Source organism: Paenibacillus senegalensis JC66, from assembly GCF_000285515.1.
In the GTDB taxonomy this organism is placed as follows: domain Bacteria; phylum Bacillota; class Bacilli; order Paenibacillales; family NBRC-103111; genus Paenibacillus_L; species Paenibacillus_L senegalensis.
The window spans coordinates 409,193-422,938 of sequence record NZ_HE610957.1 but is presented as its reverse complement, the minus strand read 5'-3'; the positions used below and the strand labels follow the sequence as shown (position 1 = coordinate 422,938).

The 13,746-nt window shown below is 49.2% G+C and carries 13 protein-coding genes; 9 read left to right on the top strand and 4 right to left on the bottom strand.

Annotated features, from left to right (window positions below):
* Window positions 1-34: 34 nt before the first annotated feature.
* The 8 genes from PSHG_RS02185 (at window position 35) to PSHG_RS02150 (ending at window position 8,236) form a co-directional block, all read left to right on the top strand.
* Window positions 35-688: an NUDIX hydrolase gene (locus tag PSHG_RS02185; RefSeq protein WP_010268788.1), complete on the top strand. Its 654-nt coding sequence runs from the start codon at window positions 35-37 to the stop codon at window positions 686-688.
* Window positions 689-908: 220 nt separating this feature from the next.
* Window positions 909-2,636, top strand: coding sequence for an AraC family transcriptional regulator (locus tag PSHG_RS26390; protein WP_010268784.1), 1,728 nt, complete (start codon window positions 909-911; stop codon window positions 2,634-2,636).
* A 105-nt stretch (window positions 2,637-2,741) separates the two neighbouring features.
* On the top strand, window positions 2,742-3,815 hold the full coding sequence (locus tag PSHG_RS02175) for an ABC transporter substrate-binding protein (protein WP_010268780.1): 1,074 nt from the start codon (window positions 2,742-2,744) through the stop codon (window positions 3,813-3,815).
* A 22-nt stretch (window positions 3,816-3,837) separates the two neighbouring features.
* A complete protein-coding gene (locus PSHG_RS02170) occupies window positions 3,838-4,860 on the top strand; it encodes a FecCD family ABC transporter permease (protein WP_010268776.1) in 1,023 nt (340 codons plus the stop codon).
* A complete protein-coding gene (locus PSHG_RS02165; protein WP_010268774.1) occupies window positions 4,853-5,875 on the top strand; it encodes a FecCD family ABC transporter permease in 1,023 nt (340 codons plus the stop codon). Before PSHG_RS02170 ends, PSHG_RS02165 begins: the two co-directional genes overlap by 8 nt.
* Before the next feature lie 14 nt (window positions 5,876-5,889).
* The gene (locus PSHG_RS02160; RefSeq protein ID WP_010268770.1) at window positions 5,890-6,648 is read left to right on the top strand and encodes an alpha/beta hydrolase; all 759 of its coding nucleotides are present in this window, start codon (window positions 5,890-5,892) and stop codon (window positions 6,646-6,648) included.
* On the top strand, window positions 6,645-7,658 hold the full coding sequence (locus tag PSHG_RS29135) for an alpha/beta hydrolase (protein ID WP_010268768.1): 1,014 nt from the start codon (window positions 6,645-6,647) through the stop codon (window positions 7,656-7,658). The genes PSHG_RS02160 and PSHG_RS29135 overlap by 4 nt, the downstream gene beginning before the upstream one ends.
* 185 nt (window positions 7,659-7,843) lie before the next feature.
* Entirely contained in the window at window positions 7,844-8,236 is a 393-nt protein-coding gene (locus PSHG_RS02150) for a hypothetical protein (protein ID WP_010268764.1), read from the top strand.
* Window positions 8,237-8,672: 436 nt separating this feature from the next.
* Here PSHG_RS02150 and PSHG_RS02140 read toward each other — a convergent pair whose 3' ends face one another.
* The 3 genes from PSHG_RS02140 to PSHG_RS02130 all read right to left on the bottom strand — a co-directional run bounded on the left by PSHG_RS02140 (window position 8,673) and on the right by PSHG_RS02130 (window position 11,724).
* Window positions 8,673-9,701 (bottom strand): acrylyl-CoA reductase family protein, encoded by a 1,029-nt coding sequence (locus tag PSHG_RS02140; protein ID WP_010268757.1) that lies wholly within the window; start codon window positions 9,699-9,701, stop codon window positions 8,673-8,675.
* The gene (locus tag PSHG_RS02135; protein WP_010268755.1) at window positions 9,698-10,735 is read right to left on the bottom strand and encodes an SDR family oxidoreductase; all 1,038 of its coding nucleotides are present in this window, start codon (window positions 10,733-10,735) and stop codon (window positions 9,698-9,700) included. Before PSHG_RS02135 ends, PSHG_RS02140 begins: the two co-directional genes overlap by 4 nt.
* Window positions 10,736-10,944: 209 nt before the next feature.
* Window positions 10,945-11,724 carry a Cof-type HAD-IIB family hydrolase gene (locus tag PSHG_RS02130; protein WP_010268753.1) on the bottom strand — a complete coding sequence of 260 codons (780 nt, stop codon included), beginning with the start codon at window positions 11,722-11,724 and terminating at the stop codon, window positions 10,945-10,947.
* A 629-nt stretch (window positions 11,725-12,353) separates the two neighbouring features.
* On the opposite strand from PSHG_RS02130, the gene PSHG_RS02125 reads away from it, so the two are divergent.
* On the top strand, window positions 12,354-13,139 hold the full coding sequence (locus tag PSHG_RS02125; RefSeq protein ID WP_010268749.1) for an arylamine N-acetyltransferase family protein: 786 nt from the start codon (window positions 12,354-12,356) through the stop codon (window positions 13,137-13,139).
* A 416-nt stretch (window positions 13,140-13,555) separates the two neighbouring features.
* On the opposite strand, the gene PSHG_RS31930 is transcribed toward PSHG_RS02125, so the two are convergent.
* Window positions 13,556-13,639, bottom strand: coding sequence for a putative holin-like toxin (locus PSHG_RS31930; protein ID WP_392392007.1), 84 nt, complete (start codon window positions 13,637-13,639; stop codon window positions 13,556-13,558).
* Between the last annotated feature and the right edge of the window lie 107 nt (window positions 13,640-13,746).

Below are 13,746 nucleotides of genomic sequence, written 5' to 3'. Positions count from 1 at the left end.
CCTGCACAGGACTGGCAAAGAGAGGGCGCTTTCTATGGGATTGGATGAAAAATTCGACGTTTTTAATGAAGAAGGAAAAATTATTGGCAGCGAGACCCGTCGGCAGGTTCACCGCCTCGGCCTATGGCACCAAACGTTTCATTGCTGGATTATTAAGCGCAATAACGCAGGCGAATGGCTACTACTGCTCCAGCTGCGGCATAAAAACAAGGATACTTACCCTAACATGCTGGATGTTTCTTGTGCCGGACATCTGCTGGCAGGGGAAGGCATAGAAGACGGAACGCGTGAATTGAAGGAGGAGCTCAATGTAGAGGTGAGAATCGAGGATCTGACCTATTGCGGAACCATTCTAGAAGATCACGTGTTATCGGATGAATGTATCGACCGGGAGCGGATTCATCTTCATCTGCTTCGCTGTGATCAGCAATTGGAGGATTATCAGGTGCAGCTGAGTGAAGTTAGCGGTTTGTTTGAGCTTACGCTGGCGGACTTTAAGAAGCTGTATGAGAAACAATTGCAACGTGTCCAGGCAAAAGGCTTTCTTGTTAACCAGGCGGGGAAGAAAGTGCTGGTCTCCAAATCAATACCAAGAGAGCGGATTATTTGGAATTCTAAAGCTTACTATGAAGCCTTGTTTTTTCATATAGCCAAGCTGGATCAGCTCGAATCGGCGTCTTTCGAATAAGCGGTGTTGATGGAATGATCATTATCACGGTAAGAAAGCTCTTTACATAGTTGAAGAGCTTTCTTTTTTTGTATACACTAAATAATAACGATAATCATTCTCAATAAATCCTCAATTAACACTAGTAGATTTTATTCGCAGATGCTGCACTGAAGATAATAGATTTTCCGGCATTGCATTTATATCGCAGTCGGTTGCCAAGGTAAGGAGAGATGAGCGGATGTGGTTTATTCAAGGCAAGGAATCGGCGGACAGTCGAAAAACAGAAAGGGAGCTTTCCAACAGGCTGTCTGAGGATTGGTTTATTCGTCTGCATCAGGTAAGGGAGATTCAGGTCGGTGAGGATCAGAAGCTGGCTCACCAGCTCTCTCATACCTACGTTCTTGTTGTCGCTTTGCATGGTTCGGGGAAGCTCTATTTGGACAACCGCGAATATTTGCTTGAGCCGAATACGTACGGCTTTTGCCTGCCCGCACATACTTGGGGAGCCCGCAGCGATAATCGTCCGCTCAAGCTTTATCAATTCACTTTTCATACCTTCCAAAAGATAGATAGCCGTACTGCATCCCTAGTATCTGCTGGCGAAGAGCTGCCGGAGCTGCGTAAAGAGCCAGAGGAGCCCGGCCGATTGCTCCAGCCCTGGGTTTCTGAATATGGTGAGCTTAACGGGGGGGCAGGCAGTTCATTGCAGCGAATATGCGAGTCGATCATGCAGGATTGGGATAGCAAAGATTTGTTTGCCCGCTACCATGCCAATGTGGGATTTGAGCAGCTGCTGTATGTTATTTGGACTAATTCGCGTTCAGCCAAAAGAACCCCGAGAGCTTCAATGGAACAGGTACGGCGCTACATAGAGCAAAATTATGACGCCAGTCTAACGATAGGCCAGCTTGCTCAACTAGCCGGTGTCAGTAGTAATTATTTTGTAGGGCTGTTCAAAAAAACATTCGGAATTAGCGCTATGGAGTACGCTGCGGAGTGCAAAATGACTCAGGCCAAGCGGCGCATGGCGAGAGGGAATGTCAAACTGAAGGAAGTGGCTTCACAAGTCGGCTACGAGGATGAGTTCTACTTCAGCCGCAAATTCAAAAAGCATACAGGCTTGTCACCCACTCAATATATGAACGCCAGGCGGAGAAGAATTGCTGCCTATAGCCCTTCCGTGTGCGGTCATCTATTGGCGCTCAATCGAATTCCGTATGCTGCGCCGCTGCATCCAAAATGGACGGAATATTATTATGAGAACTACCGGAATGAAATACCGGTCCATTTGAGTGCTTACCGTCATAATGTGGATTGGTCATCCAATGTAGAAAGACTTATGAATTCTGATGCAGAAACGCTCATATGTCTTCAGCCTTTACGCTCCGAGGAAGAGGCTTTGCTGCAAAAAGCTGTCCCGGATCTGCTTATTGTGCCGGAGCACCTGCATTGGCGTGAGCAGTTTTGGCAAATCGCGGAATATTTGGGCGATGAAGCAGAAGCGAATAGCTGGCTCTCCCGCTACAAGCAGAAAGTAAAGTGGGGTCAAGCCCAGCTGCGGCAGAGCGCAATAAAAGGACAACTGCTGATCCTTCGGGTTTTCAAAAACCAATTGTACCTTCACCGCAGCCGCGGGGCGGAGTCCGTACTGATTGATTCGCTTGGTCTGGAGCTTGCTTCTGTCCCGAAAGAGCCTAATGTTGCCTCAGATCAGTCCAATGAGGTAACCATGGAACAGCTGAGTGAAATCAATCCGGATTATCTTTTCGTCCTCATATATCAGGAAACAGAAACGCTGGTTTATTGGGACGAGCTGCAGACTACAGAATGCTGGCAGGGATTGCAGGCCGTCAGGAGCGGACATTTATACCAATTATCTTCCGATCCGTGGCGGGAATACTCCGCTTACTCTCAATTAAGAATGATCGATGAGGCCGTTAGACTGTTTTCGGTTCATAGTCCATAGTTTTTCCGGATTTTGTCCATGGCGGTGTAGGACAATATCCCTTATATTCAATAATGATAATCATTATCAATTAGAAAGAGATGGAGAAAGGAGCAAGAAATCAATATGAGCCACACCGTATCCGGAAAGCTGCTTACTGCCGTACTTTCCATCATGCTGCTGTTGATTGCTGCAGCTTGTGGGAACGGACAGAGTGGAAGTACAGGTGGACCATCGCCCGCGCAATCGGGCGGAAATGAGGCCAATCAAGCGAATCAAGAAGGGGGAAATCCGTCCGGAAAAGGAGCGGAAGGTGGGTCGGAGCCGTCCTCCGAGGGTGATAATGGAACGCCTGCCGGAGAACAGACAATCACTTATTTGGGTCAGGAATATACACTGCCAGACCCCGTAGAAAAAATCGTCATTACTGGAGCTATGGAAGCGATGGAGGATGCCTTGGTGCTGGATGTCAAACCTGTTGGGGCGATTACGTTCGCAGGCCAATTTCCGGAATTATTTGCGCCTATCGTGACAGATGCGGAATCCATCGGGGAGAAATCCCAGCCCAACTTCGAAACGATTCTGAAGCTCAAACCGGATGTCATTCTGGCATCCACTAAATTCCCGGATGATGTAGTAGAACAATTAGAAAAAATAGCAACTACAATTCGCGTCTCCCATATCGCGACTCATTGGGAAGACAATCTGCGTCTTATGGGCGAGCTTTCCGGCAAAACCGAGCAGGCTGAACAGGAAATCGCCAACTATCAGGCTGCTTTGGAGCAGGTTAAGCCAGAATTGACAGAGAAGCTGCAGGACAAAACGGTATTGTTTATCCGCATCCGTGCGGGACAAATGTTTATATATCCGGAAACCGTCTTCTTCAATCCGATCTTATATAACGATCTTGGCTTGACTGCGCCAGCGGAAGTGAAGGCAGCCCAAACCCAAGAGCAAATTTCGGTAGAGGCGTTGGCTGGGTTGAACCCTGATATTATATTTATTCAGAATGCGGATGTGGAAAATGCAGATAACACAGCCGTACTGGAAGAGCTGCAGAACAATCCAATCATCAAAAGTGTTGAAGCGGTAAAAAATGACAAAGTGTACGTCAATGTAATCGATCCGCTAGCAGAGGGCGGGCCAGCCTGGAGCCGAATTACTTTCTTGAAAGAAGCGATCCAACATCTTACCGAATAACCAGGCTGAAGCCCAACCGGGCATGAGCAGGCCGGACACACGTCGTGCCACCACACTGTATGTACTTTTGCTGGTCTTATCACCGCTAGCAGCCATTGTCATTGTGCTGCTTTCGGTGATGGTCGGTGCAAAACCTATTAGCGGATCGGTTGTGGCGGACGCCATATTCAGCTTTGACCCTGGGAATGTGGATCATCAAATTATTCGCCACTCCAGGCTGCCTCGTGTGGCAGGCGCGCTTCTTATAGGAGCGTGTCTTGCTGTTTCCGGCGCTTTGATGCAAGGGATGACCCGCAATTATTTGGCCTCTCCATCGATTATGGGAGTGTCCGATGGCTCCGTCTTCGTCATCACCCTGTTCATGATCATGCTGCCTAACGCAGGTTCCTTGACGATGATCGTATATTCCTTAATCGGTTCTGCTCTTGGGGCCGGTATCGTATTTGCCTTGGCGTGGCTGCTGCCCGGCGGCTTATCTCCGGTACGCATGGCGGTCCTGGGAACGATCATCGGGACGTTCTTGGCCGGCGTGTCCCAAGCACTTTCCACGTACTTTCAAGTATCACAAAATGTGAGCTTCTGGTACAATGCCCGCCTTCACCAGATGGACCCGGCCTTAATTCAACTGGCCCTGCCTTTCGTGGCGGCCGGTTTGGTTCTTGCGCTAGTTTTGGCGAGATCGGTTACCGTATTGTCTCTCGGAGATGATATCGCCCAGGGGCTCGGCCAAAAAACAGCAGCCGTCAAAGCGCTGACTCTCATCAGTGTCATTCTGCTAACAGGCATTTCGGTCGCTCTGGCTGGTAAAATCGCTTTTGTCGGATTAATCGTGCCGCATATATGCCGCTTCCTGGTGGGTCAGGACTATAAGCGGATCATTCCTTCTGCAGCCGTATTTGGAGGTTTGTTCCTTGCAATCTGCGATCTCATCAGCCGGCTGCTGAATCCTCCCTTTGAAACTCCGGTAGGGGTAGTCACCGCATTATTTGGTGTACCCTTCTTTCTTTACTTGATCAAGACCAAGGGGGGAGGAAAACATGGATAGCAGGTACGCACGAAAGTTTAAATTTTCGTTATTGATTTGTACTGTGATTATTCTCGTTGGGATTTATATCAGTTTAACTAATGGAACCTTTGATTTAACGGTTCGGGATATCGTGCAAACGCTGCTTCGCATTGATCCGCAGGACGATCATGATCTGGTTATCTTTGATTTTCGCCTGCCGCGAATAGTCATCGGAGCTTTGGTTGGCTTTGGGCTCGGCATAGCCGGAGCGGTTATTCAGGGAGTCACCCGCAATCCGCTGGCTGATCCGGGGATTCTCGGAATCAATGCCGGTGCCGGAGCTGCAGTCGTTATCTACATGTTCTTGGTAGAAGGTCAAATTAAAGGGGCAGACTGGTTCTCGGTAATAACTATGCCGTTATTCGGCTGGATTGGCGGCTTGGCAGCGGTAGGCTTGATTTATTTGTTTGCGGTGGAACGGGGGGCTTTGGACCCGCAGCGGTTTGTTCTGGTTGGAATAGCGATTGCCTCCGGCTTTGGCGCCCTGACGTTGTATGTATCTTTAAAAATGAACCCGCGCGATTATGAGATGGCAGTGGTCTGGCTTGCCGGCAGTGTGTACCATGCTAACTGGAATTACGTTCTTACCGCGCTGCCCTGGCTCGTTATTCTCACCCCGCTCATATGGCGCAAAGCGAGGATTCTTGATCTTTTTCAATTGCAGGAAGCGAGCACAAAAGGACTGGGGGTTGCCGCTGATAAGGAACGCCGTTTGCTGCTGTTATACAGCGTTGGCCTTGTCAGTGCGTGCATTTCCGTAGCCGGCAGTGTAGGCTTTATTGGCCTCATTGCTCCGCATATGGCCAGGCGGCTGGTTGGCTATCACCACAACTATATGATTCCGCTTTGCGGAATGATTGGCATGGCAATGGCCGTAATCGGTGATTTGATCGGAAAAACAGTATTTGCTCCAGCCCAGCTTCCGGTAGGTATTGTCATTTCTATAATCGGAGTGCCTTATTTTATCTATTTGTTATTTAGAGCCCGTAAGTAAAAGGAGGGGATCAGGTGATTGCAAGATTACACCACCATAAGACAGGGGAGCGTGACCTTCATATATATGTTCCGCCCTCTTATGAGCAGAGCCGGCAGCAGCGCTATCCGGTTGTTTATGTACATGACCAGGGGGAGTTAGTCATGGGCTGCTTCAACACCCTGGAGCATTTGTTTCTGAGCCGGCAGCTTCCCGAGCTGATCTTTGTCGGGATTGGTACAGAAAACCGCATCGATGACTATACACCGTGGCCAGCGGAAGCCTTGATGGAGTCGGCCCCGTCTTTTGGCGGGAAAGGCAGAGACTATTTACAAGAGCTGACTGAACAGATCAAACCGGAGATAGACGCCCGGTATCGCACGCTTGTTGAGCGGGAGCATACGGCTTTGCTTGGATGCTCCTTGGGCGGACTGATCTCGGTTTATGCCGCTTATGAATATGCGGATAGATTTGGAAATATCGGTGCGATATCCGCTTCTTTCTGGTATGAGGGCATGCTGGATTTTATCCAGACCCGCTCCTTGCCGCCCCTTCAACCTAAGCTTTATTCTTATGTCGGGTTATTGGAAGGGGTATACAAAACCAACCTGCAAAAGAATATGGTGCCCAATACGATGGCGGTCCATGAACATTGGAAGAAGCAGGGGTGGGCCAAGGAACGGCTTAAGCTGGAGGTTCATCCGCAGGGTACCCACGATCATCACTTTTTCATCCAGCAATTTCTGTCCGCTCTGCATTGGTTTTTTGGCGGAAGGGAGACTGTGATCGCATGATAGTTCATACAGATACGGGCCGTTCTTATCTGATCCCGAGAACCAGGGAATTCCAGGTGTTCCGGAAAGGCGCAAGCGGGCATGAGCAGCATGAGTACCGATTGTTTTTGTATACACCAGAGGAACCCCCTCCCCCGGGCGGATATGCGGTTGTTTTTTTGCTCGATGCTAATTCGTGCTTTGGCTCTTTCGTAGAGATGGTGAGGCTGCAAACGCGCAAACCACATGGCTATGACCCGCTGGTCGTAGTAGGAATCGGCTATGATACCGATGCGCCCTTTGCCACTTCCAATCGCTTTCGCGATTTTACTGTACCTGCAGACCCGGACGAGCTGCTGCAGAGAGGAGATGGCTCAGCATGGCCGCCAGGAGGAGAGGCGGAGGTTTTTCTGGATTTCCTCTCCCACGACATCAAGCCTTTCATTCAACAGCAGCTGCCTATACATCCCGGTAAACAAGCATTGTTTGGCCATTCATTGGGCGGTCTATTCACAATGCATGTGCTGCTCACCCGGCCCTTTGAATTTCAAACCTACATAGCAGGAAGTCCTTCGCTTTGGTGGAAGAACGGCTATCTGTTTGACGTGCTGTCTTCCTTCAGTCAGCGGATGCTAGCGGCCGGAGCGATCCCCGGTTACGCCCGCTGCAGCACTACTCAAGCTGCTATTGCTAGCATTGATGTGCGCACGGACCTCCAATTGAGAGTGGAGGGTCGAAAAGAGAGCGATGCAGGGACTCTAGTAAAAGATACGGAGGGTCTGGTCCAGGATGCGGAGAATCAGGTGAATAATACCAGAGTCCTGTTAGCTGTAGGGGGAAGAGAAAAGCCGCATATGATTGCAGATGCCGACAAGATGTATAGACACCTGCAAGAGATGAAACAAGACCTTCCCCATTTTCAGGTAGATTACGGGTGGTTTGAGAAGGAAGGGCATGTAAGCATATTGCCGGGCTTATTCAATCTTGCGCTGCAGTATATCCTTGGTGAGCATCCGGGAAAACTGAAGTGATTTCTTCCCTGGCTTTCGCCCTAGTGAGGAACTGTCGGACCTATTATTTTCAGATTATGCAAAAAATGATGTGGCGAAATCCCGGATAACGTGGGACTAGTGATGCAAAACCGCCCCTGCCGCTTGTCAAGTAATGGTGAGATCCTCATAATAGATAGGGAGACTAGCTGTAAGGGGGAGAGATAGTGGAAGACATGAACCTGTATATTTTTGGTGTCATTACTCTGGTCATCCTTGTAGGTACTCTTCCCTTAATAATAAAGTCAGTCAAATTGATGAAGGATTCGCTCTCGACTATGCAGCAGGATGCAGATCTTATGGCTATAGGCACCGAAGCGGAGGCCGTAGTGCAGGCTGTCACGGAAACTAATACGACCTATAATCAAAACCCGCAGGTCATCCTGGATTTGAAGGTGTTCAAAGAAAACGGAGAAACGTTTACCACCCGGGTTAAAACGATTGTCCCCACAGTGAATCTGCCTCAGTACAAGGCGGGAAGCAAAGTAATGGTTCGTTATGTGGAGGAAAATGGAGAAAAGCGAGTAGCAGTGCTGGGGGCTTACCGTTTAAATAAATAAAACAGACTGTTGCAGTGCAGTCTGTCGCAGTAGCAGTGGTGCCTATCGTAGCTTGCAGCCTGTTGCAGTAAGTTGTGCAGTCAGCCCGTCGCAGAAGCAGTGGTGCCCGTCGTAGCTGCAGCCTGTTGCAGCAGCGGTTAAGCCCATTACTGCCCTTTGCGGCCCAGGGATGCCTATGTTCGGCGTGGACCTGCTCCCATCAGTTCACATCGAGGTTGTACAGACCCTCAAAACTGCTGCTGAGGGAACCCTCCGCGGCCTGCCGATGGATCTGCAGAACGGAAAAAACAACCGAGCTTCTTATTTTTATCAAACTAAAAAACCGGCAAGCGGACGAGTTAGATGGCCGCTTGCCGGTCTTTCTATATTGTATCGACTTCCGTAGATTGTACTGCAGTATCTGCAAACTGCTGCTCCATGCATGCCAGGCAGTCAGTTACTTTAAACGGACAATGACCCGCCCCCGCATGCCTCCTCGAAGAATACGCTCTAACGCGGCAGGCACCTCTTCCAAGGAAATTTCCCGGTCGACTATAGCTTCTAGAGAACTCGGTTTCAGATCAGCTGCTAGCCGCTGCCAGATTTGTTTCCTTGTGCTGCTGGGACAGTACACGGAATCGATACCAAGCAGGTTGATCCCCCGCAAAATAAATGGGAGAACGGTCGCCTGCCACTCACTGCCCCCAGTTAGTCCGCTAACCGCGACTGAACCGTTCGGCTGCAGTTGGCTGAGAATGGCCGACAGTGCTTTCCCGCCAACGGGATCCACTGCAGCCTGCCATCTCGTTTTCGCCAGCGGCTTGATTGGATCGGGGTAGACCTGCTCTCGGGAAATGACGTCCTGCGCCCCCAATTGCCGGAGGTAGTCCCGCTCCTCGGCTTTGCCAGTGCTTGCGGTTACCGAATAGCCTTTCGCAGCCAATAACGCTACGGCAACGCTGCCTACGCCGCCGGTAGCTCCGGTGACCAGCACAGGTCCACGCTTTGGCTCGGCTCCGTTTTCCTCCAGCCGATGCAGGGATAACGCTGCGGTAAAGCCGGCTGTACCGTAAATCATCGCTTCGCGCAGGCTAAGGCCTTGGGGAAGAGGGACGAGCCAGTCGCCCTTTACGCGGGCATACTCGCTTAATCCGCCATAATGGGCGACGCCAAGCTCATAGCCTGTAGCCAGGACCGAATCACCCGGCACATAGCGGGGATCGCTGGAAGAGATGACGACCCCTGATAGATCTATTCCTGGAATTATCGGATACTGCCTAACTACTTGACCGTCAGGCATAGCGGCAAGGGCATCCTTATAATTCACACAGGAGTAGTGAACCTCAACCAGCACTTCCCCCTCCGGCAGCTCATCAACTGTTAAAGATCGCAGCTTTAGAGGAAGCAGCGGCGAAGTATCAGAATGGCGAGTGTCAGATCCGACGGCTGGCTTGTCTATCCATAACGCCTGGAAGGTCCTATTCATCTTTCATACTCCTTTATTGAAGCTTTGATTCGCTCTTGGGCAGCGCTCAATTCCTCGATGACACGGTCACACCAAGCGTCAAATTGCGGATCCTCTCGCTGCAGCTCCGGGTGGGCGAGGATATGGTTTACCGTTTCTTTTATCCCCTGATCAAAACGTATGGTTGCTGTGAATTCCGGCACGAGCCGCTTCAGCTTGGAATTGTCGAACACGACGGAATTCGCTTTATCGCCGAGCAGCCCCCCACGAAAATCCTGCTGGCTGCAGGCATCCAGAAATGAGGAGGAAACGTGTACCGCTTGTAAAGGGACGCCTAATGCATCAGCAATTGCGCTGTAGATTTGGTTCCAAGTCAGCGTTTCATCCGAGGTAATTTGTACGGCTTCACCATAAGCATGAAGATTGCCCATCAACCCGATGAAGCCATTGGCAAAATCTCGGCTGTGCGTCATCGTCCATAACGAGGTACCGTCTCCATGAATCAATACGGGCTTGCCTTCGAGCATCCGCTTGGCTACTTGCCAGCTGCCTTTAGTTCCATGAACTCCTAAAGGTATGGAGCGTTCGCTGTAAGTATGGCTTGGCCTGACAATAGTTACAGGAAAACCGTTTTCGCGATACTGCCGGGTCAGATAATCTTCACATGCGATTTTGTTGCGGGAATATTCCCAATAAGGATTGGATAAAGGGGTGCCTTCAGTAATTCGGTAATCCGACAGGGGAGTCTGATAAGCAGAAGCGGAGCTGATAAACATATATTGCTTCGTTTTTCCGGCGAATAAACGATAATCCCGCTCCACTTGTTCAGGGGTAAATGCAATAAAGTCAGCCACCACATCAAAATGCAAATCGCCGATCAGCTCGGCTACCCGCTGTTCATCCTGAATATCCGCTTGCAGCAGATGGACATTTTCGGGCAGCGTAGTGATACGGTTGCCGCGGTTGATCAGGTACAGCTGCCAATCCGTTTGTGCCAGCTGGTGGGTAATGGCCGTGCTAATTGTGCCTGTGCCTCCAATGAATAAAGCCTTCATCACTCATGCACCTCCACAAATATTGTAACATAGCTATTTCAGCAAGAGCCCGCCGAGCAGGTAAATTAATAGATGGATAAAGTATAGCAAGAAGGATGAAAACTATGAAAGAAGGAGGGATAGACTTTGCCCGCACAGCTGGCATTTTCAACGCATTTTCGATCACAGATTACTGACCAGGTCTGCCGGAATACGGAATGACAACAAGCTTATTTAGCAAGCAGGCCCGCATGAATCAGCCCGTTGCGGATTCCCTGTTCATCAACCGAACTTGTGATGTAATCGGCGTACTGGAACAGCTTCGGATGCGAGTTGCCCATTGCTATGCCCAATCCGACGCAGGAGAGCATTTCAATATCGTTCAATCCATCGCCGAAAGCTACTGCTTGAGAAGGCTTGAGATTCAGTGAATCGAGCAAAAATTCTATGCCTTGGGCTTTAGAGCCTCCAATCGGCATTACATCCATAGCTTCCGGGTGCCATCTGACTAGGCGCAGGTCAGGAAAGACATCTTTATATACCGCTTCTTCTTCCTCAGTACAATGCAAAAAAGCTTGAAAGACATCCGCACTTTTCCAAAATTCAGGATCATACTGCGGGTGATCGACTTTTAAGGTGTTAATGGAATTAATGACATAAGGATTTCCAACGCTATTCGCGTAATAGAACTGATCCCCTTGATACACCAGGGAATGTTTATGCCGGGAGGCGTGTTCGACCAGTTTTTCCAAGCTCGCTCTAGGGATGACTCTTTTGTACACCACTTGACCTTGGTAAACAACATAGGCGCCGTTTAAACTAATAAACGAATCAATACCGAGCTGTTCAGCGATTGGTTTGAAAAAATACGGGGCTCGGCCAGTGGCAATAACCGCCTCAACCCCGGTTGCCTTAAGCTCAGAGACGGCACGTACTGTATCCTCGGGCACCTGTTTATCCTCATTGATTAACGTTCCGTCAATATCAAAAAATACAATGGAATAGCTCATTTCCTGGTTCTCTCCTTATCTTTTATCTTAAAACTATTTATTATTTGGCTACAGCACTCTTTATCACCTTACATAAAATCGATTTTGAAATCGGAGGGTTATCCAATTTTAAATCATTAAAAACCTTGGAGCAGCTTAGTTTATTGCGATGTTAGTAGTGTAATGGTGTTTGGCAGTTTACGCAAGCTTTGCCCGCCGGGGGGCAGAATGCTCGAGAGATTTCACACAAACGTGAAGAGCACAAATTTCAGCTTGAATCCTCAATCGGAATAGGTCAAAATCAAAGTAATTGAATCCAACATGAACTAGCTGCTGAAGTTTTCATATTTACCCTGCTTGAAGTTTTACATACCTAGCCTGTGCCTAGAGTCTATCGCATCCATCCTGCGGTCTAATTGCGCAATTTTCCTTCCGGGAGTTATAGTATTTGCATTCCCCATCCTGCTGGAGTCAATTGCATATCTAACCTTCCGCTATAGTTTTACTGCATCTTCTGTTGCCAATAACATTTTCATCCTGCCGCTCACGTTATGAAATGCTCGTTAAAAAACAACCTAGTTGCTATTAAAATGCTTGCTGAGAAAGATCCAGCGAATGCTTCTATCTTAATGGATTGGAGAGATGATCTGATGGACAAAACAAAACCGCAAAGGCAGATCCCTAATGTAAAAGCATATCTCGAGCGAATAGGCTACAACGGCCCGCTGGATGGTAGTGCCGCCGTGCTTGGCGAACTTCAGGAGAAGCACCTGCATTCCGTTCCTTATGAGAATCTCGATATTTTGAAGCGGGTCCCACTATCGCTGGAAATTCCCGATTTGTTCGATAAGATCGTTGTTCGCCGCAGAGGAGGGTACTGCTTTGAATTGAACGCATTGTTTGGCTGGCTGCTGCGGGAGCTGGGCTATTCCGTAACCGATTACTTTGCTAGATTTTGGCGGGATGAACCGAATCCTCCTCCAAAACGGCGCCATCATGTGTTGAAGGTAGAAGCAGAAGGAAAAGCATTTTTATGCGATGTAGGTGTTGGCGGCATCGTACCGCGACGGCCGATTGAGATGGTCCCGAGGCTGGAGCACCGGCAGGGGGAGGAATGCTACCAGCTGGACAATGACCCGCATTTCGGCTGGATGCTATACGAGCTGAAGGACGGGCAGTGGAGTCAGCTGTACTCTTTTTCCGAGGAGCCGCAATTGGCACGGGATTTCTTGATGGCTACATATTGGTGCGAGAACAGCCCGGATTCCATCTTTACCCAAAACGCCATGCTGGCAATACGTACGCCGGTCGGAAGAAACACGGTGGCGGGAAAAGAATTTCGTCTATTTACCGATGAAGGAGTCCGAGTGTTTACTCCATCAAGTGATGAGGAATATGCGGATGCATTGCAGAAGTATTTTGGCATTGTACTTTAAAAAGGAAGCTTGCAACGGTGCGTATAAATTACTGCCTGTCCTGGAATCCGGACTTCTATCTGAAAAATGGGCCGAGGTTGCATAGCTTGTCCAATGTGTTAAAATGAGAGTAGACGACATACAATATGAAAGGCTTCTAACGAAGCCCTTTCGAAGAGGAATAACCCGGTCAAAGCGTTTCTTTTTCATGCCGATCAGAAAGCGGGCTTTCGGGTATCGGAAGCTTGTACCTTTCTGATGTGGTAAAAAAGCCTGGGGTGCTGGCACACCTGCAGGCAAGGTGAAGAGCTGCTTAAGCCGGGAACGCATTAGCCGAAGCAAACTTCAAACGACACATTACAGACAACACAACAACGCATGACTCGAGTATGGCTCGGGTCAGATTATAGACCGTTATCCGTGGGGGATGCAGCGGTCTATTTCTTTTTGTGGAAGCCAAGGATTAGAACGACTAATGTTGAGAAGCTGATCATCAGCGCTAATGCTTGGTAAATTTCCACAGGCTCCACCCCCTCTCTTCAGGGAGTAGCGGCCGCGTTCCGAGCTTTTTCTTTATATTTCCATTATACCCTATATCCCTTTTCGCGCCTATGCTCAGTTGTAGGCT